The organism is Achromobacter agilis (assembly GCF_900496965.1).
GTDB classification, from domain to species: Bacteria; Pseudomonadota; Gammaproteobacteria; order Burkholderiales; family Burkholderiaceae_B; genus Achromobacter; species Achromobacter agilis.
Genome location: NZ_UFQB01000012.1, coordinates 140,125 through 157,495 on the forward strand (window position 1 = coordinate 140,125; position 17,371 = coordinate 157,495).

Sequence of the window (17,371 nt, forward strand, 5' to 3'; positions counted from 1 at the left end):
TCAAACTCCTTGCGCCGATGCAGCCGGATAGTTGGACGGGAAGAGCGCACGCTTGGTCTCTTCGTCGTTGATCGTTTTAAAGGCATGGCTCTTCGCAAGCGCCCTGGCGCGCCCGACCGCGGGACGCGCATCCACGCCTGCGAACCACCGCTTGAGTTCCGGAAACGGCCCCAACGGATCCTCGGCACCCTTGCGAACACGCGAGGCGCGATCGAGCCATCCCCAGGTAGAGATGTCGGCGATCGTGAAACTGCTGCCGACGATGTAGTCGCGTCCCGACAAATGGTCGTCGAGGACCTGGTAATGCCGCTCCGCCTCCCGGCGGTAGCGGTTGACGGCGTAGTCCAGGCCTTCGGGCGCGGCAAACTGGAAGTGCACCGCCTGCCCGGAGAACGGTCCCAGTCCCGAGGCGATGAAGAGCAGCCAGGACAGTAGTTCCGGCCGATCCTCCGGTGCGCCCAGAAGCTGACCGGTCTTTTCGGCGAGATAGATCAGGATAGCAGTCGAATCAAAGACCCTGACCTCTTTGCCGCCGGGACCATCGGTATCGACAATGGCCGGCACTTTGCCGTTCGGATTGATCGCGCGAAACGCCGGCATGTGCTGTTCGCCCCTGCTCGTGTCGACCGGAACAGCTTCGTAGGCTAAGCCGGTCTCCTCCAGGAAAAGCGCGATCTTCGCGGGGTTGGGGGTCGGATGGAAGTAGAACCGGATCATGTTGGTTGCCTCGCTCTCGTGGAATTCCGTGGTTTCACTGCTTCGCGGACGGACGTGCCGCCAGCAACACACCGCCCACAACGGCGGCAAGCGCGACCCATTCCCCAAGGGACGGCAGTTCTGCAAGTACGGGAATGGCGGCCAGTAAAGCGACCACCGGGATCAGCGCGATGATGGCTGTGGCGGCGGATGGGCCCAGAAGCGCGACAGCGCGATTGAAGGAAACGATCGCAACCCCGCTCATCAGGACACCCTGATAGATGGCCTGCAAACCGATCTCGCTGGGCGAAGCCAAGGCGAGGCGACTGAGCCCGGCAAGTATATAGATCGGCAGGAAGAGCACGGCCGACCAGAAACAGATGAGGGCGGCTGCCTGCACCGGCGTCAGTTTGCTGCGCCGAAAGAGCAGCGTGTAGACCGCCCACATCGCAGCCGCAGTCATGAGGGCGATGAGGCCTAGTGGGTTGATGCCTCCGTGAGCGGAAACGCCGCCCGCAACCATGCACACCAGCCCAATGACAATGGCGAGATAACCACACCAGCGCGCCCTACCTTGTTTCTCTTTGAGGAAGATCCACGCGAAAGTGCCGGCGAATACCGGCATCAGGGTCGGTGTGACCGCCGCCGCGCGCCCGGCCGATGTGAGCTGCAGGCCGAGCGCGACGGCCAGGACGAAAGGCAATCCCCATAGGCAGGCATACAGCAGCCCTTCAAGCCATTCCCTGGCCGAGATGCGTCTCTTGCTTCTCAGCAGCACCGGAAGAAGAATGATGGCCCCGATACCGAATCGCAGCGCGGTCACATCCCACAGGCGCAGTTCGCGCGTGACGCTGAAGCGCGTCACGACGAACCATCCCGCAAAAATCATGACGCTCAGTCCGGCCCAGAAGAGTCCGCGCAACGTGTTCCGGGGCGCTCTCTGAAACTGCGCCAGGGCGGCCGATGGGACGACCGCTCCCTGTGCGGGATTGTTACCCTGGATCATTCAGAGACCTGCTTTCGCAACGCCGCGAGCAAACGCTGCGGGACGAGTCTCTGCCGGTCCTAGTGCAAGGGCAGACGACAGCGACACGACATCGCCATGCGCATTCGGCAACGAGAAGTCCGGCGCGCTATCACCCTTCTTCAGCGCGACACGCTTGGCGAAATCAGATCGCAGTTCCTCGATCTTGGATTCATAGAGCTCGACCCGGCCGGCCGGGGCGGTGCGGACGAATTTCTCCTGCAACTCTCGCAGTTGAAGTTTGAGATCGACGATGGCCATTTGGCGAGAGACCTTCCAAAGCGAGGGAGTGGATGAACGAGTGCGGCAAAATCGTGCCGCTCCCGCCGATTCTATATCGAACGCTATAAAACAGCCATGCCTAGTTTCGTCGGATGCACTCCGGAGCGAGTAAGGGGGTTATGGGCACGCGTGCTGGCGTCGAGCGCCTGTTTGCGCGTCGCGCGCTTCACGTGGCCAGGCTAGATCAAAGCGACCAAGCCGGTCGTGACGTAGGCCCAGTTCGACGCGCTCGAGGTCGGCCTACCCTGGCAGCGCCGGCCCCAAATGAGCACGATCACGCAGTTTTTTTCGTGGGACTCGCGACGGGAGCGTTCACAGCCCCGGGAACTAGACATGGGTTCGGCCGAGGGGCGCCAGCTATGAGCCTTATGAATCTTGGACTTAGGCTTCAGATTTCGCAGTGCCGACGTCGGTCAGCATCGAGGCTCTCCTCCGGTTTTTCGACGGCTTTTACCGCTAGGGACCTGGAGGCCTGCTGGTGCTCGGAAAGTGGCGTAAAAAAGACTTTTACCGTCAAAGACGGTAAAAGTCTCAATAGTGAACGAGAGTGTCTTAATCCGGCTTCGATTCTTACCGCCAGCGCCACCGTCAATTTGTTTTGCTGGTTGGCGATAGTCCTCGAAGGACGTTAAATCACTCCCACTCGATCGTCGCAGGCGGCTTGCTCGACACGTCGTACACAACCCGGTTAATCCCGCGCACCTCATTGATGATCCGCGAAGACACCCGCGCCAGCAGCGGGTGCGGCAGCGGCGCCCAATCAGCCGTCATGAAGTCGAAGGTCTGCACGGCGCGCAGCGCGACGACGTATTCGTAGGTGCGGCCGTCGCCCATCACGCCCACCGACTTCACCGGCAGGAACACGGCGAACGCCTGCGAGGTCAGCTCGTACCAGGTCAGGCCGCTGGCCTCGTCCTTGGTATTGCGCAGTTCTTCGATGAAGATCGCGTCGGCGCGGCGCAGCAGTTCGGCGTATTCGTGCTTGACTTCGCCCAGGATGCGCACGCCCAGGCCGGGGCCGGGGAACGGGTGGCGGTAGACCATCTGCGGCGGCAGGCCCAGGGCCACGCCGAGTTCGCGGACTTCGTCCTTGAACAGTTCGCGCAGCGGCTCCAGCAGCTGCAGGTTCAGCGTGTCCGGCAGGCCGCCCACGTTGTGGTGCGACTTGATGGAGGTGGCCTTGCCGGTCTTGGCGCCTGCGGATTCGATGACGTCGGGGTAGATGGTGCCCTGGGCCAGCCACTTGGCACTCTTCTGCTTGCCGGCCTGGTCCTGGAACACTTCGACGAATTCGCGGCCGATGATCTTGCGCTTGGCTTCGGGATCGGCCACGCCGGACAGCTTGCCCATGAACTGGGCGGTGGCGTCGACGTGGATGATCTTCACGCCCATGTTCTCGGCGAAGGTCTGCATGACCTGCTTGCCTTCGTCCAGGCGCAGCAGGCCGTGGTCGACGAAGACGCAGGTGAGCTGGTCGCCGATGGCCTTGTGGATCAGGGCCGCGGCAACGGACGAATCCACGCCGCCCGACAGGCCGAGGATGACCTCGTCGTCGCCGACCTGTTCGCGGATGCGCGCGACGGCCTCGGCCACGTAGTCGGGCATGTTCCAGTCGCCTTCGCAGCCGCAGATCTCGTTCACGAAACGGGCCAGCATGGCCTTGCCCTGGACGGTGTGCGTGACTTCGGGGTGGAACTGCACGGCGTAGAACTTGCGGTCTTCGTCGGCCATGCCGGCGATCGGGCAGGACGGCGTGGACGCCATGATCTTGAAGCCCGGGGGCAGCTCGGTGACCTTGTCGCCGTGGCTCATCCAGACCTTGAGCATGCCGTGGCCTTCATCCGTGGTGAAGTCGGCCAGGCCGTCGAGCAGCTTGGTGTGGCCGTGCGCGCGGACTTCGGCGTAGCCGAATTCGCGGTGGTCGGAGAAGCTGACCACGCCGCCCAGCTGCTGCGCCATGGACTGCATGCCATAGCAGATGCCCAGCACGGGCACGCCCAGCTCGAACACGGCGTGGGGCACGCGCATGGAGCCTTCTTCGTAGGCCGAGGCGTGGCTGCCCGACAGGATGATGCCCTTCAGGCCTTGCGCCATCTGTTCGCGCACGAAGGCGTCGTCGACGTCGCCCGGATGCACTTCGGAATACACGCCGGCTTCGCGGACGCGGCGGGCGATCAGTTGGGTGACTTGCGAACCGTAGTCGAGAATGAGGATGCGCTGGTGCATGGAGACTCTACCGGTAATGAATGAAACCGCAGTAAATAAAACCGCACCGGCAGAACCGCTGGTTCATTTGCGGTTCTGCCGGTGCGTGATGCATGACATTGTAGTTGACTGTACGGATCAGTCGGCGCGGTAGTTGGGCGCTTCCTTGGTGATCTGTACGTCGTGCACGTGGGACTCGCGAACGCCCGCGGAGGTGATCTCCACGAATTCGGTCTTGGTGCGCATGTCGTCGATGGTGGCGGCGCCGCAGTAGCCCATCGAGGCGCGGATGCCGCCCACCAGTTGGTAAATGATGGCCAGCACGCTGCCCTTGTAGGGGACGCGGCCTTCGATGCCTTCCGGCACCAGCTTGTCGGCGTTGTTGGCGGGATCCTGGAAGTAACGGTCGGCCGAGCCGTCCGTCATGGCCCCCAGGCTGCCCATGCCGCGGTACGACTTGTACGAACGGCCTTGGAACAGGACCACTTCGCCCGGCGCTTCTTCCGTGCCGGCGAACATACCGCCCATCATGCAGGCGAACGCGCCGGCGGCCAGCGCCTTGGCGACGTCGCCCGAGTAGCGGATACCGCCGTCGGCGATCAGCGGCACGCCCGTGCCTTCCAGCGCCTTGGCGACTTCGGAGATCGCGTGGATCTGCGGAACGCCCACGCCGGCCACGATACGCGTCGTGCAGATGGAGCCCGGGCCGATACCGACCTTGACGCCGTCGGCGCCATACTCGACCAGCGCGCGCGCGGCGGCGGCGGTGGCGATGTTGCCGCCGATGACTTCAACCTTGGGGTAGTTCTGCTTGACCCAGCGCACGCCTTCCAGCACGCCCTTGGAGTGGCCGTGCGCGGTGTCGACGATCAGCACGTCCACGCCGGCCGCAACCAGCTTCTCGACGCGTTCTTCGGTGCCGGCGCCCACGCCCACCGCCGCGCCCACGCGCAGCTGGCCTTGGGCGTCCTTGCTGGCCATCGGGTGCTCGGTGTTCTTGACGATGTCCTTGACCGTGGCCAGGCCGCGCAGTTCGAAGCCGTCGTTCACGATCAGCACGCGCTCCAGGCGGTGCTTGTGCATCAGGGCCTGGGCTTCGTCCAGCGTGGCGCCTTCCTTCATGGTGACCAGGCGTTCCTGCGGCGTCATGATATTGCGCAGGGGCTGGTCCAGGTTCTCTTCGAAGCGCAGGTCGCGGTTGGTGACGATACCGACCAGCTTGCGCCCTTCGACCACCGGCAGGCCCGAGATGCCATGCTGGCGCTGCAACGCGATGGCGTCGCGCACTTTCATCTGGGGGGTGACGGTGACCGGATCGATCACGATGCCGAACTCGTGGCGCTTGACGCGGGCCACTTCACGGGCCTGGGCTTCTGCCGACAGGTTCTTGTGGATGATCCCGATGCCGCCCTCTTGCGCCATGGCGATGGCCAGGCGCGATTCCGTCACGGTGTCCATGGCGGCGGACACGAGCGGGATGTTCAGGTTGATATTGCGGGTGAGGCGCGTGGCCAGGGAAGTGTCGCGAGGCAGGACCTCGGAATACGCAGGCACCAGCAACACATCGTCGAAGGTGAGCGCTTTTTGTACGAGACGCATGGGTAACTCCGGGCGCAAAGCAAGATTATACGCCGCCTGTGTATTTTGCCTAGGTGTTGACCCTAGGTTCGCGGGGATATTTCTGAGGCGGAACCTGCCGCACCGGCCTGCGCAAACTTTTTTTACCCGGATGTATTGACTTCATTTTTTACCCGGATGATAATTCGATCACAATTTTACCCGGACAAAATAATGAACAACTTGCATCCGCCCCGCCCCGCCGATCCCCACACGGCCTTCGCGGGCCATCGCATTCTCACCGCCGGCGCGCTGGCCGACGTGGCGCTGGCCGTCAAGCGGGCCATGGCCGCCGGCAGCGACGCCCCCCTTTTGGTATTCGATGACCGCTCCGGCAAGCAGGTGGACCTGGACCTAAGCGGCGACGAAACCAGCATCGGTGAACGCCATCGCATTCCGGCGGACGCCGCGGCCGCGCATGCTGAACCCGCCCCCGACGCCCCCGACGACGCGCAGCCGCGCGGCCGCGGCCGGCCCAGGCTGGGCGTGGTGGCGCGCGAAGTCACCCTGCTGCCCCGCCATTGGGACTGGTTGAGCGCGCAGCCCGGCGGCGCGTCCGTGGCGTTGCGCAAGCTGGTGGAACAGGCGCGCCGCGACAACGAAGCGCGGGACCGGCGGCGCGAGCGCCAGGAGGCCGCCTACCGTTTCATGTCCGGCATGGCGGGCAACCTGCCCGGCTTCGAAGAAGCGACGCGGGCGCTCTATGCCGAAGACCGGGAGCGCTTTGTCTTGCAGGTCGCGAACTGGCCGGCGGACGTGCGCGGCTACGCCACGGCCCTGGCGTGGCCGTCGTCCGCTGAGCCGGCCGCGGCATGACGGCTGCGCTGTGCGCCCGGCTCAGCGCAGCATGGGCCACAGCGTCGCCGCCAGCAGCGCCCCCATCGCAATATTGAAGACCTTGAGGCGCCCGGGGTGCGCAAGAAAGCCGCGCAGCGCCACGCCGAAGCCGGCCCACACGGACACGGCCGGCAGGTTCACCAGGGCGAAGACGGCGCACAGCCAGGCCAGCGACGCCCACGGCGCCGCCGCATCCATATAGACCGCCACCGCCGCCAGCGCCACGATCCAGGCCTTGGGATTGACCCACTGAAACAGGGCCGACTCCATGATGCTGAGCGGCCGTGCCGACGCCCCCTTGCCTGGGGCGATCGAGCGCGACAGCGCAATGCGCCACGCGAGATACAGCAGATAGGCCGCGCCGATGATCTTCAGGCCCGTAGACAGGGCCGGCCAGGCTTGGAACAGCGCGCCCAGGCCCAGCCCCACCCCCAGCAGCAGCGAGGTGAAGCCCACCGTGATGCCCAGCACCTGCGGCAACGTTCTTGCGAAGCCGAAATTGGCCCCCGACGTCATCAGCATGACATTGCTGGGCCCGGGCGAGATGGAAGTCACCAGGGCGAACGTCGCCAGGGCAAACAGGTTTTCGAGGGGCAAGATGGGCTCCCGGCGCGCACCATGCACGCCATGCAGATGAAGACAGCCGAATTGTGGGCCTGCGCGGGCGTTATTAATATTGGCGCTATTGACATCTTTGATAGTGTTCTTGCCATGAAAATGCAGATCCTCGCGTTGGACGGCGTGTTCGATACAGGCTTGTCGGCCATCCTGGACGTGTTTGCGACCGCCAACGAACTGGCGCCCATGCTGCCGGCCCGCATCGCGCCCTTCGATACCCGCATCGTGGGCATGCGCCGCCATGTGCGCACGTCGCAGGGATTCAGCGTGCCGGTTTCGGGCAGCCCGGATCCCGCCGATCCGGACTGGATCGTGATCCCCGCCATCGGCTACAAGATGCCCGAGACGCTGGTGCCGGCCCTGGAGCGCCGCGACGTGCGCGACAGCGGCCGGATGCTGCGGGAACGCGCGCCCGGCGGCAACACCGCCGCAGCCTGCATCGGAACCTTCGTGCTGGCGGAGTCGGGCCTGCTGGACGGCCAGAAAGCCACCACCACCTGGTGGCTGGTGCCGCTGTTCCGGCAGCGCTATCCCGAGGTCGAACTCGAAGACAGCCGCATGCTGGTCCGCTCGTCGGCGTTCCTGACGGCCGGCGCGGCGCTGAGCCACATGGACATGGCGCTATGGTTGGTGCGCCAGGCCAGTCCTGAACTGGCGGCACTGGTGGCGCGCTATCTGATCGTGGACCAGCGGCCCGCGCAGTCCGCCTATGCGCTTGCCGACCACCTGGCGCATGCCGATCCGCTGGTCCAGGCCTTCGAGCGCTGGGCGCGCGAGCATCTGGCGCAAGGGTTCTCGCTGGACGCCGCCGCGCAGCAGCTGGGCGCCAGCAAGCGCACCCTGGCGCGGCGCACGCAGCAGGTGCTGGGCAAAAGCCCGCTATCGTTCTTCCAGGATCTGCGGGTCGAACGCGCGGCCCACCTGCTGAAAACCAGCAGCCTGTCGCTGGAGCAGATCGCCGCGCAGGTCGGCTACGCGGACGGCGTCACCCTGCGGAACCTGCTGCGACGGCGCCTGGGGCGCGGTGTGCGCGAACTGCGCTGATATGCGGTTTAATCGAGGTGGCGGACGCGCTTTTCGCGGCCGCGCATTCCAGACGGTGCATCATGGCCATTGCGAAAAATTTCCTGCTCTACGACGGAGATTGCCCCTTCTGCTCGAACTACGTGCGGATGCTGCAACTGCAAAAGGCCGTGGGCCCGGTCGATCTGCTGAACATGCGCGACCATCCCGATCTGGCGGTGGCGTACAAGGCGCAGGGATACGACCTGAACCAGGGCATGCTGCTGCACCTGGACGGCAAGGATTACTTCGGCGCAGACTGCATCAACCGGCTGGCGCTCATCAGCACCGGCAATGATCTATTCAACAGCTTCAACGCCGCTGTGTTCCGCAACCCCTGCCTGTCGACCGCCCTGTACCCGTTCATGCGCACGGGCAGGAGCCTGGCGCTGACCCTGCTGGGCAAGAAGAAGATGCAGGTATAGGGCGCGGCCCGCCTGAAGCCGTTAAGCGGCGTTCGCGGCGGGTTCCGCAGCCTGGGGCGCGGCGTCGCAGCGGCTCCAGCCGGAAGACGGATCGCGCTTGTCGTGCCGGTAGTCCCACTCGGCGCCGCACTGCGCGCAGGTAAACGCTTCCCGCGTCACGCCGCGCCTCCCCTCCTCCAGAGAACGCACGTCGCCCAGGCTGATCAGGTGCTCATGCCCTGGCGCGTCGCGCTGGTTCGGAACGATGGCTTCGCATTTTTCGCAGGTCTCCATGGCCCATCCCCTTTTTTCTATGCTTTAAGGGGATCGTACGAAAGCGCAACCCGTGAAAGTTCAGCAATTCTCACCGCGGGGCGGCTAGATTCCGTAACGTCTTGGAAAAATATCGAACTGCAATAAGTCCCCGAAAGTCGGACCATCTTGCGCTGGGTTCCGGATTACGCCCAAAGCATGAGTCCTGGCCCCCGATACATCGCCCCGAACGTTGAACAACAAAGGATGCTTATCGTGACTTCGATCAGAAAGACGGCCGCCGCCTGTGCGCTTGGCGCCTGCATGACCCTCGCCGCCATCGGGCAGGCCGCCTTTGCGCAGGCCGACGCCCCCGTCCCCCTGGCGACCGGCATGGTCGACTCCGGCACGGCCGAGGGCCAGGTGATCGAAGCGGTGCGCAATGGCGACATCCTTTCCATCAAGATGCGGTTCAAGCCCATCGTTTCCAGCAAGAGCGAGATGGTCTATTCGGCGATCACGCAGAACGACTACGAGAACAGCTTCTACGTCGTCGCGGGCAATAAGAAGTACCTGCTGCTGAAAGACAGCAACGACAAGCCGCTGACCAATCCCAAGCTGCTGATCCGGACCTCGAAAGACTCCCCCATCGCCGGAACCTGGCACGGGAAGTTCCCGGCGCCGCCCAAAGAGATCACCGAAGTCTCGCTGACGATCCCGGGAGTCGAGACCCTGGACGCCATCAAGATCACCGACCGCTAGCCATGGCCGGCCATCCGGGCGCGTCGACTCTGCTGGCCGCGGCGCTGCTGGCCGCCGCCGGCGGCTCTTTTGCGCAAGAGCCTCCCTACAAGGCCGAGATCCTCGATCTCAAGGCCACGATCCTGGACCTGAAGGGTTTTCCTTCCGACACCGGCGCAGGCGTGTCCGACCTGACCGCTCGGGTGGACGGGCTGGCGGCCCGGCACGAAGGGCTGTCGGTGCGGCAAGACAAGAATGCCGTGACGGTATCGATGCTGGGCGACGTGCTGTTCGACTTCGACAAGGCCGCGATCCGGCCCGCCGCCGAGCCCACGCTGCAGGACATCGCCAGCCTCATCAAGTCGGGCTCCGGCGGCAAGGTCGTCATCGAAGGGCACACCGATTCCAAGGGATCGGCGTCCTACAACAAGGATCTGTCGCTGCGGCGCGCCAAGGCGGTGGCGCAGTGGCTGGCAAGCCATGGCGTGGACCCGTCGCGGCTGAGCACCAAGGGACTGGGCGATACCCAGCCGGTCCAGCCCAACAAGCTTGCCAACGGCGCCGACAATCCGCAGGGCCGAGCCCAGAACCGGCGCGTGGAATTCGTGCTGCCCAAGAAGCAGTAGCGCGGCGTCAGCGGGCCGCCGCCGGCTCGTCCGCCGCATGCAGGGCGACGTCCATATCGATCAGCACCGGCGCGTCGCGCGGCAGTTCCCGCACGCCGATGACCGAGCGCGGATGCCGCCCCTTTGCGCCGAACAGCTCGGACAGCAGTTCCGATCCGGTGTCCGCAATGGCGGAAAGCCGGGCGCTCTTGCGCTCGCCCACCTGGAAGTAATAATTGACCCGCAGTATCTGGGCCACGGCGTCCAGGCCGCCCTGCGCGCTGTGCGCCACCCACGACAGGGCATGCAGCACGCACAGGCGCACGGCCTCGCGCGCCTGCTCCTCGGACACCTGTTCGCCGATGGCGCCCTGAACGAGCAGGCGGTCGGGCGCCACCTTGGGGATCTGCCCGGCCACATGCACCGTGTTGCCATGCCGCAGCGCCGGCAAGTAGGCATAGTGCGTCGGCGTGGGCGCCGGCAGCGCCAGCCCCAGCGCCTTCAATCGCGATTCCGTTTCGCCCATTTCCGCCGTCCTTCTAGAGCTTGCCGGGCAGGAAATTGACTTGCTTGGCCAGCGTGGCCCACCGCTTGCTCTCGCCCGCGACGAAGCTGGCGAAGGCTTCCGCCGAACCGCCCTTGGTGCTTACCCCCTGCTCTTTCAGCCGCGTGGCGACTTCGGGCGATTGCAGCGCCTTGTTGAATTCCTCGTTCAACTTCCTGATGATGGGCGCGGGCGTGCCGGCAGGCGCCACGATGCCCTGCCAGGAAGTGATGTCCAGGTCGGCCAGGCCCACCTCCTTGTAGCTCGGGATGTCGGGCGCGGAGTCGATGCGGGTGGGAGAAGTCACCGCCAGGGCGCGCAGCTTTCCTGCCTGCACGTGCGGCAGCAGCGTGATCACGGGGTCCAGGATCAGGCTGATGTGGCCGCCCAGCAGGTCATTGATGGCGGGCGCGCTGCCCTTGTACGGGATGTGCGCCATGCGGATGCCGGCCCGCTGCTTGAAGAGCTCGCCCGCCAGGAAGGTGGAACTGGAGGCCGAGCCGAAGGTCAGCGCGTCGGGTTTTTCATGGGCATAGGCGATGAACTCCTTCATCGTCTTGGCCGGCACGGAGTGGCTGGTCGCGATGATGTAGGGCTGGTCGGCCAGTAGGATCACGGGCGCGAAATCACGCGCGGCGGAGTATGGCAGGCTGGCGTACTGCAGTTCATTGATCGACATGATCGGCAGGTTCGCCAGCAGCAGCGTATAGCCGTCCGCGGGCGCCCGGGCCACGTATTCGGCGCCGATGATGCCGCTGGCGCCGGGCTTGTTGACCACCAATACGGGCTGCTTGATGTCCTGGCCGAGCTTTTGCGCCACTGTGCGCACGACCAGGTCCGCCACGCCTCCCGGCGGGAACGGCACGACGATCTGGATGTTCTTGTTCGGGAATTCCTGCGCACAGGCTTGCCCATTCCACAGGACTCCCAAGGCCAGGGCGGCGGATGCGAAAAGGCGGACGGCTTTCTTCATGTTCATGCTCCGGGGTTGCGGCCCAAGGAAAATTACGATTCGCTCGGCGCGGCGGCCGGGCCAAAACTCTGGTCGAAAAAGCGCATCCAGTTCTCGCCCATGAGCAACGCCACCTCGCGCGGCGAGAACCCCGTGGCGCGCAGCCCGTCCTCGATGTTGGCGAAGTCGCGGCTGTCCTGGAACCAGCCGGGCTGGGGCGGGAACCCCGGCTGCGCCGCGGATCCCTCGCCGTAATCGACGCCCTTGGTGTAGCGGCCCGTGCGCATCCACTGGACGACGGAATCCGGCTGGTCCTGGCACAGGTCCGACCCCAGGCCCAGGTGCTCGACGCCGATCAGTTCGGCCGTGCGAGCCACCATGGCGCAGAAGTCGTCCAGGGTGCAGGCCGACTTGCCCTTCAGATGGTGGGGATAGAGCGAAAAACCGAACATGCCGCCCGCGGACGCCAGCGCCTTCACCACCGTGTCCGATTTATTGCGCAGCGCCGCGGCCCACGAATGCGGATTGGCGTGGCTGATGGTGATGGGCCGCTCGGACAGATCGATCGCTTCGAGCGTGGAGCGTTCGCCTGAATGGCTCATGTCGATCACCAGCCCGACCCGGTTCATCTCCTTGATCACTTCCCGCCCCATGCGGGTGATGCCGCTGTCCACGGATTCGTAGCAGCCCGAGGCCAGCAGGGACTGGTTGTTGTAGCTCAGCTGCATGAAGCGCACGCCCAGGGTGTGCACCACTTCTACCAGGCCGATGTCGTCCTCGATGGGCGAAGGATTCTGCAGGCCGAAGATGATGGCCGTGCGCCCCGTTTCTTGCGCGCGCCTGACGTCGTCGCCGCTGCGAGCCTGCACGATCAATTCCGGATAGCGCTCGAACCAGGTGTTCCAGCGTTCAATATTCAGGATGGTCTCGCGCAGGTTCTCGTGATAGGCGATGGTGACGTGGACTGCGTCCACGCCCCCTTCCCGCAATTGCCGGAATATCTTTTCGGACCAGTTGCTGTACTGCAGGCCGTCGACGCGTAAGGGGTTTGCGCTCATTGCTGCTTCCTTGAATGGGATGAGCGGTACTGTAGATATCCAGCCAAATTTCAGTCAAACTAAAATTATTTTCATCCATTCAATAATTTCTTAATCGTGAAGCTAGAGCACTTGCGCATGTTCCTGGCCGTGGTCGATGCGGGCGAGCTGGCCCAGGCGGGCGACCGCGTCGGCCGCACGCCAGCGGCGCTGTCCATGACCTTGAAACAGCTGGAATCCGAGCTGGGCGGACCGCTGTTCGAGGGCGAACGCAAGATCCGGCTGTCTCCCCTGGGCATCTATGTGCGCGCGCACGCGCAACGGGCCATCGCCGAATACGACTCGGCCGTAGCCCACATGCTGCGCTACGCCAGCGGCGCCCTGGGCACGGCCAAGGTGGCAGCCGTGCCGTCCGCGGCCACGCGGCTGCTGCCGCGGGTCATCGGCCAGATGCGCCGGCAATATCCCCAGGTGCGGGTGGATCTGCGCGATATCGATTCCGCCGCCGTGGGTAGCGCGGTGGCCAGCGGCGCGGTGGATTTCGGCGTCGCCACGCTGCCAGAGCCCCTGCCGGGGATTCTGGCCGAGCCGCTGTTCGCGGACCGCTTCGTGCTCGTGTGCCCCGCCCGCCACAGCCTCACGAAGTTGGGCCGCGACGTGCGCTGGAAGGACATCGACGCCGCCGAGTTCATCGCCAATGGCCTGTGCGCGCGTTTCAACGTGCCGGAGGTGGCCGCGCTGGTCGAAGGCTCGCTGCTGACGGTGCGCAACACCACCTCTTTGCTCACTTTCGTCGAACAGGGCTTTGGCGTCACCATCCTGCCCGCGCTGGCGGTTCCCGCGGCCGACGGCCTGGCCATCTTGCCCCTGGCGGACCAGAGCGCCGCTCGCAGCCTGGAACTGCTGACCCGGCGGGGCGAAACCCTCAGCCCTGCTTCGCAGGCATTGCTGGGCCTCACCCGAACCGCGGCCGCGGAACTGGCGCTGGCCTGGTCCTGACGGAAACCGGACACTCATGAAATTCGATATCTACGGCAGGTTCCAGCTCGACATCCATCGCGAAGGCGCCGCCTGGGCGGCATACCGGTCGGACGGCGGCAAACGCGTCCGGGTCGCGGACCTGGCGATCCCGCCAGACGTCTCCACCGATGAACTGGCTGAATACCTGGACGACGTCTACCACGAGCTCTCGCGCCCCGGCGAACGGATCTCGCGCGTTGGCTAGGCCGCCGGAGCCCCGCCGGCCTGCGGCGTTTGCCACCCGGTCGGCCCGGTGCTACCGTGCCGATGGCTTATCGGGGATGGAACAGTCGATGGGAATTTTCAAGGGCATGCGGCGCTCGCTGGTCGCCTTCGGGATCGTGGCGGTGCTGGGCGTGCTGAGCATGGGAGCGCTGGGCGCGGCCCTTTACTACGCGGGATATCCCGTGCTGGCGCCGCTGTACGGCAAGTTGGACGATTGGCACGGCGACTGGGTCTGGCCCGCCACCATTGCCACGGGCTCGGCCTGGTCCCTCAGCTTCCTGGCCGCCGGCGCGCTCAATCTGCGGCTGGAACGTTCCCGACTCGGTTCCGCGGCTCGCCGCGCCGTCTACGCAGCGACACTATGGATAGGCGCAGTGGCCGCCTGGATCGTGGCCGGGGCGTTCCAACCCGCCTGAGGCCCGAGCGGGCCTATTCTTCCTCGCCGTAGCCGAACGGCCAGCGGCGCTTGTTCGGCTCGGGCGCGGGTGTCTGGGTGTGCATGGCAGTCTCCTGGATATCGATGACCGAATGCTACAGCCATCCCCAGGATCGAACTGCAAAGGTTCGCAAAGTTTGCGACCACCGTCCCAAAGCAACTCCATCCGTGTTTCTAACACAAGCAGGCCCCGCTCTGCATCGGGGCTAGAACGCATGCGATTTCACGATGTGGCGCAGTAGGATGGGAACAGAGCGCCGCATGAAGGGAGAACGTCATGCCAGGTTCCAACTGGATATGTGGCACCAAGCCACCGCATCGTCAGGGGTTCTACGAAACCGAATTCAATACCGGGGAAACCGAAGTCACGATGTACTCCATACTGGGCTGGATGCCGCCGGCACACCGGGGGTATGTGGTCCGGTGGCGCCCGCTGGAGCCAGCCGTGGAGCAGGCGGAGATCGAGCGCTATCTGTATTACCGCCGGGAAGGCCGCGGCCATTCATGAGCCGCGGCCCGGCGACCGCCCGGTAACACTCAGAACTTATAGGTAGCCGTCAGCATGGCCACCCGGCCGTCGCCGTACTCGATGGCGGACGAACGCGATTCGCTGCCCAGTACCTGGCGCACGCGCTCTACATAGGCCTTGTCGCCCAGGTTGTCCACGTTGAGCTGCAGCCTGAAATGCTTGTCCAAGTCATAGGACACCATGGCGCTGTGCACCAGGTAGCTGGCCAGTTCCCCATCACCCTGCGCCGTGACGTTGCGGGTACCCATGAAGCGCGCGCCGTAGCCCAGCGTCCACGAATCGTCGGGCTTATAGGTGGTCCACAGGCTGAAGGAAGAACGGGGCGTGTTGCCCAGCCGTTGCCCTTCGCGATCGGGATATGCCGAGGAATTCAGCGTCTTGGCCTGGGTATAGGTGTAGTTGGCGAAGACGTTCCATTGCGAGGTGATGGCGCCCGCCGCGCCCAGCTCCAGCCCGCGCGAGCGCTGCCGTCCGACCAGGGCCTGGGTGCCGTCGGCCATGCGTTCGCGCACATTGGTTTTTTCGATCTGGAACAAGGCCGCCGTCAGCCCGAGCTTGCCGCCCAGCACGTCCCACTTGGTGCCGAGTTCGACTGCGCGGTTCTTTTCCGGGTTGAGGTCGCTCGTGGCGGCGGTGAAACCCGAGCCCGTGGTGACGAGGCTTTCGGCCGATGGGTTGAACGAAGTGCCGTACGACACATAAATGCGGCCGTTTTCGGCGGGCTTGAAAACAATGCCGGCGCGTCCGCTGAGATTGCGGTCGGTGCCCGACACTCTGGTGACGTCGCCCGCGGGCGTGGTGCTGCGCAGCGCGGCGTCGATCCAGTCGTAGCGCAGGCCCAGGCTGAGATCCCACTGGCGGGCCAGCGCGATGGTGTCCATGAGGTACAGCGCCTTGACCTCCAGGCTGGTCTTGTTGCGGCCCGAATATGCTTTGGCGGTGGGACCCGCCCAGTATCCCGGCGGATTGGAAAGCTGATAGCCCGCGGCGGGGAAATGCCGCCCGATGTTGTACGAATAAGTGTCGCGCTCATAGGTCTCGCGCGAGAACTCGAAGCCGCTGACCATGGTATGGCCCAGGCCGAAGGTGTCGAATTCGGTGCTGAGCGTGGTCTGGTTGGCCCACATGTCCGTGAGCGAATCGCGGCCATAGGCCTGCGGGCCCGCCGGCCGGTAGCGGCCCGGCGCCAGGCCCAGCGTGTTGGCGTGCGAAGCGGAAATGACGGTATCGCGGCTGACGCGGGAATAGCGGCTCAGGTTCTGCAGCTTGGCCTTGTCGTTGAATGTATGCACCACCTTGACCGTGACCGCATCGGAATCGATTTTCTCGCGGTCGAGGTTGCGCCAGCCGAAGTAGGCATGCTGGGATACGCCGTCCAGCCTGGAACCCTGCAAGGCCGGCAGGCCGTAGTCGGGCAGGTTGTGGTCGCGCTGATGGATATAGCTGAGGGTAAGGCGGGTGGGCCCGGTCAGGCCCAGCGTGAGCGACGGCGCTACGCCCCAGCGATGCCGGTAGATTTCGTCGCGGCCGGCCACGTCGCTGCGGTGGCCCATCAGGTTGAGACGGAAGGCCGCGAAACCGTCGGAGCCGGGAAGTTCATGGTTGGCGTCCAGCGTGGCGCGGCGGTAGCGGTCCGTTCCCAGGCCGGCGGACATTTCGGTGAAGCTGCCCTCGCGGGCTTCCTTGCTGACCATGTTGACCGAGCCGCCGGTGGTGCCGGCGCCGCCGTACACGGAGTTGGGGCCCTTGATGACCTCGACCGATTCCAGGTTGAACATGTCGGTGCGGCTGGTCTGGGCGCTGTCGCGCAGGCCGTCGACCTGCATATTGGTGGTCGCGGCAAAACCGCGGATGTTGAACATGTCGCCGGAGCCGCCGCCGCCCTCGCCGGCATTGAAGGTAATGCCGGACACGTTGGACAGCACTTGCCGCAGGCTTTGCGCGTTCTGTTCCTGGATGATCTCGCGCGGCACGACGGTGATGGTCTGGGGCACGTCGAGCAGGGGCACGGGATACTTGGCCGAATTGGACTGGTTGGCCTTGTACCCATCCACCGGCGAGGCCGAGACGGTGACGGGATCCAGGACGTGATGCCCGGAGGACGCGCCGTTGCCGGCATGGGCCGGGGCGGCCAGCGTGGCGGCCGCCATGGCGGAAAAGAAGGTCGCGGCGGGAGCGAGGGAGTTGGAAAGGAGAGGCTTGCATGCCATCGGGGGGGGGCTCCAATTAAATGCGAATGATTCGCACTTAATTCTCACTAAGACCGGCCGGACCCGGCGCAAGAA

At 65.0% G+C, this 17,371-nt stretch carries 20 protein-coding genes; 9 read left to right on the top strand and 11 right to left on the bottom strand.

All coding sequences use genetic code 11. The features are described 5' to 3' along the window. From AGI3411_RS15885 to guaB, 5 genes are all read right to left on the bottom strand, one after another. Positions 1-717: a glutathione S-transferase family protein gene (locus AGI3411_RS15885; protein WP_129528336.1), complete on the bottom strand. Its 717-nt coding sequence runs from the start codon at positions 715-717 to the stop codon at positions 1-3. A 34-nt stretch (positions 718-751) separates the two neighbouring features. Next, the gene (locus AGI3411_RS15890) at positions 752-1,702 is read right to left on the bottom strand and encodes a DMT family transporter (RefSeq protein WP_129528337.1); all 951 of its coding nucleotides are present in this window, start codon (positions 1,700-1,702) and stop codon (positions 752-754) included. Beyond that, on the bottom strand, positions 1,703-1,981 hold the full coding sequence (locus AGI3411_RS15895) for a thioredoxin domain-containing protein (RefSeq protein WP_129528338.1): 279 nt from the start codon (positions 1,979-1,981) through the stop codon (positions 1,703-1,705). Between the two features lie 654 nt (positions 1,982-2,635). Further along, entirely contained in the window at positions 2,636-4,228 is a 1,593-nt protein-coding gene (gene guaA, locus AGI3411_RS15900; RefSeq protein WP_129528339.1) for a glutamine-hydrolyzing GMP synthase, read from the bottom strand. A gap of 117 nt (positions 4,229-4,345) precedes the next feature. Further along, complete coding sequence (gene guaB / locus AGI3411_RS15905) at positions 4,346-5,806, bottom strand: IMP dehydrogenase (protein WP_062680199.1); 1,461 nt, start codon at positions 5,804-5,806, stop codon at positions 4,346-4,348. Between the two features lie 192 nt (positions 5,807-5,998). Here guaB and AGI3411_RS15910 point away from each other — a divergent pair, with 192 nt between their 5' ends. After that, a complete protein-coding gene (locus AGI3411_RS15910) occupies positions 5,999-6,640 on the top strand; it encodes a DUF2239 family protein (protein ID WP_129528340.1) in 642 nt (213 codons plus the stop codon). A gap of 21 nt (positions 6,641-6,661) precedes the next feature. On the opposite strand, the gene AGI3411_RS15915 is transcribed toward AGI3411_RS15910, so the two are convergent. Continuing rightward, positions 6,662-7,258, bottom strand: a complete 597-nt coding sequence (locus tag AGI3411_RS15915; RefSeq protein WP_129528341.1) for a LysE family translocator — start codon at positions 7,256-7,258, stop codon at positions 6,662-6,664. A gap of 114 nt (positions 7,259-7,372) precedes the next feature. On the opposite strand from AGI3411_RS15915, the gene AGI3411_RS15920 reads away from it, so the two are divergent. Both AGI3411_RS15920 and AGI3411_RS15925 read left to right on the top strand, forming a co-directional pair. Further along, positions 7,373-8,323: a GlxA family transcriptional regulator gene (locus AGI3411_RS15920; protein ID WP_129528342.1), complete on the top strand. Its 951-nt coding sequence runs from the start codon at positions 7,373-7,375 to the stop codon at positions 8,321-8,323. 62 nt (positions 8,324-8,385) lie between these two features. Further along, entirely contained in the window at positions 8,386-8,766 is a 381-nt protein-coding gene (locus tag AGI3411_RS15925; protein WP_129528343.1) for a DCC1-like thiol-disulfide oxidoreductase family protein, read from the top strand. Positions 8,767-8,787: 21 nt separating this feature from the next. Here AGI3411_RS15925 and AGI3411_RS15930 read toward each other — a convergent pair whose 3' ends face one another. Beyond that, a complete protein-coding gene (locus AGI3411_RS15930) occupies positions 8,788-9,039 on the bottom strand; it encodes a hypothetical protein (protein WP_129528344.1) in 252 nt (83 codons plus the stop codon). 225 nt (positions 9,040-9,264) lie between these two features. Here AGI3411_RS15930 and AGI3411_RS15935 point away from each other — a divergent pair, with 225 nt between their 5' ends. After that, positions 9,265-9,759, top strand: a complete 495-nt coding sequence (locus AGI3411_RS15935) for a hypothetical protein (RefSeq protein WP_244240369.1) — start codon at positions 9,265-9,267, stop codon at positions 9,757-9,759. A 2-nt stretch (positions 9,760-9,761) separates the two neighbouring features. After that, positions 9,762-10,364, top strand: coding sequence for an OmpA family protein (locus AGI3411_RS15940; protein ID WP_129528345.1), 603 nt, complete (start codon positions 9,762-9,764; stop codon positions 10,362-10,364). Between the two features lie 7 nt (positions 10,365-10,371). Here the strand turns inward: AGI3411_RS15940 and AGI3411_RS15945 are convergent, their stop codons facing one another. Genes AGI3411_RS15945 through AGI3411_RS15955 form a run of 3 tightly spaced genes read right to left on the bottom strand, consistent with a single transcriptional unit; the run spans position 10,372 to position 12,897 of the window. Then, positions 10,372-10,869 carry a RidA family protein gene (locus AGI3411_RS15945; protein ID WP_129528346.1) on the bottom strand — a complete coding sequence of 166 codons (498 nt, stop codon included), beginning with the start codon at positions 10,867-10,869 and terminating at the stop codon, positions 10,372-10,374. A 13-nt stretch (positions 10,870-10,882) separates the two neighbouring features. Continuing rightward, positions 10,883-11,860, bottom strand: a complete 978-nt coding sequence (locus AGI3411_RS15950) for a Bug family tripartite tricarboxylate transporter substrate binding protein (protein WP_165359187.1) — start codon at positions 11,858-11,860, stop codon at positions 10,883-10,885. Between the two features lie 32 nt (positions 11,861-11,892). Then, the gene (locus AGI3411_RS15955; protein ID WP_129528348.1) at positions 11,893-12,897 is read right to left on the bottom strand and encodes a membrane dipeptidase; all 1,005 of its coding nucleotides are present in this window, start codon (positions 12,895-12,897) and stop codon (positions 11,893-11,895) included. Between the two features lie 96 nt (positions 12,898-12,993). Between AGI3411_RS15955 and AGI3411_RS15960 the strand changes: the two genes are divergently transcribed. The 4 genes from AGI3411_RS15960 (at position 12,994) to AGI3411_RS15975 (ending at position 15,065) form a co-directional block, all read left to right on the top strand. Then, the gene (locus tag AGI3411_RS15960) at positions 12,994-13,875 is read left to right on the top strand and encodes a LysR family transcriptional regulator (RefSeq protein WP_129528349.1); all 882 of its coding nucleotides are present in this window, start codon (positions 12,994-12,996) and stop codon (positions 13,873-13,875) included. Positions 13,876-13,891: 16 nt separating this feature from the next. Continuing rightward, positions 13,892-14,101 (top strand): DUF7661 family protein, encoded by a 210-nt coding sequence (locus AGI3411_RS15965; RefSeq protein ID WP_129528350.1) that lies wholly within the window; start codon positions 13,892-13,894, stop codon positions 14,099-14,101. A gap of 88 nt (positions 14,102-14,189) precedes the next feature. Further along, a complete protein-coding gene (locus AGI3411_RS15970; RefSeq protein ID WP_129528351.1) occupies positions 14,190-14,537 on the top strand; it encodes a hypothetical protein in 348 nt (115 codons plus the stop codon). Between the two features lie 297 nt (positions 14,538-14,834). Beyond that, entirely contained in the window at positions 14,835-15,065 is a 231-nt protein-coding gene (locus AGI3411_RS15975; RefSeq protein ID WP_129528352.1) for a hypothetical protein, read from the top strand. A 29-nt stretch (positions 15,066-15,094) separates the two neighbouring features. Here the strand turns inward: AGI3411_RS15975 and AGI3411_RS15980 are convergent, their stop codons facing one another. Continuing rightward, positions 15,095-17,296 carry a TonB-dependent receptor gene (locus AGI3411_RS15980; protein ID WP_208748111.1) on the bottom strand — a complete coding sequence of 734 codons (2,202 nt, stop codon included), beginning with the start codon at positions 17,294-17,296 and terminating at the stop codon, positions 15,095-15,097. Between the last annotated feature and the right edge of the window lie 75 nt (positions 17,297-17,371).

Coding starts and splice junctions, on each gene's coding strand:
- AGI3411_RS15935 (WP_244240369.1), top strand. CDS start 9,265: ATGCTTATCGTGACTTCGATCAGAAAGACGGCCGCCGCCTGTGCGCTT.
- AGI3411_RS15885 (WP_129528336.1), bottom strand. CDS start 717: ATGATCCGGTTCTACTTCCATCCGACCCCCAACCCCGCGAAGATCGCG.
- guaB (WP_062680199.1), bottom strand. CDS start 5,806: ATGCGTCTCGTACAAAAAGCGCTCACCTTCGACGATGTGTTGCTGGTG.
- AGI3411_RS15920 (WP_129528342.1), top strand. CDS start 7,373: ATGAAAATGCAGATCCTCGCGTTGGACGGCGTGTTCGATACAGGCTTG.
- guaA (WP_129528339.1), bottom strand. CDS start 4,228: ATGCACCAGCGCATCCTCATTCTCGACTACGGTTCGCAAGTCACCCAA.
- AGI3411_RS15980 (WP_208748111.1), bottom strand. CDS start 17,296: ATGGCATGCAAGCCTCTCCTTTCCAACTCCCTCGCTCCCGCCGCGACC.
- AGI3411_RS15965 (WP_129528350.1), top strand. CDS start 13,892: ATGAAATTCGATATCTACGGCAGGTTCCAGCTCGACATCCATCGCGAA.
- AGI3411_RS15975 (WP_129528352.1), top strand. CDS start 14,835: ATGCCAGGTTCCAACTGGATATGTGGCACCAAGCCACCGCATCGTCAG.
- AGI3411_RS15950 (WP_165359187.1), bottom strand. CDS start 11,860: ATGAAGAAAGCCGTCCGCCTTTTCGCATCCGCCGCCCTGGCCTTGGGA.
- AGI3411_RS15955 (WP_129528348.1), bottom strand. CDS start 12,897: ATGAGCGCAAACCCCTTACGCGTCGACGGCCTGCAGTACAGCAACTGG.
- AGI3411_RS15910 (WP_129528340.1), top strand. CDS start 5,999: ATGAACAACTTGCATCCGCCCCGCCCCGCCGATCCCCACACGGCCTTC.
- AGI3411_RS15970 (WP_129528351.1), top strand. CDS start 14,190: ATGGGAATTTTCAAGGGCATGCGGCGCTCGCTGGTCGCCTTCGGGATC.
- AGI3411_RS15940 (WP_129528345.1), top strand. CDS start 9,762: ATGGCCGGCCATCCGGGCGCGTCGACTCTGCTGGCCGCGGCGCTGCTG.
- AGI3411_RS15930 (WP_129528344.1), bottom strand. CDS start 9,039: ATGGAGACCTGCGAAAAATGCGAAGCCATCGTTCCGAACCAGCGCGAC.
- AGI3411_RS15945 (WP_129528346.1), bottom strand. CDS start 10,869: ATGGGCGAAACGGAATCGCGATTGAAGGCGCTGGGGCTGGCGCTGCCG.
- AGI3411_RS15925 (WP_129528343.1), top strand. CDS start 8,386: ATGGCCATTGCGAAAAATTTCCTGCTCTACGACGGAGATTGCCCCTTC.
- AGI3411_RS15895 (WP_129528338.1), bottom strand. CDS start 1,981: ATGGCCATCGTCGATCTCAAACTTCAACTGCGAGAGTTGCAGGAGAAA.
- AGI3411_RS15890 (WP_129528337.1), bottom strand. CDS start 1,702: ATGATCCAGGGTAACAATCCCGCACAGGGAGCGGTCGTCCCATCGGCC.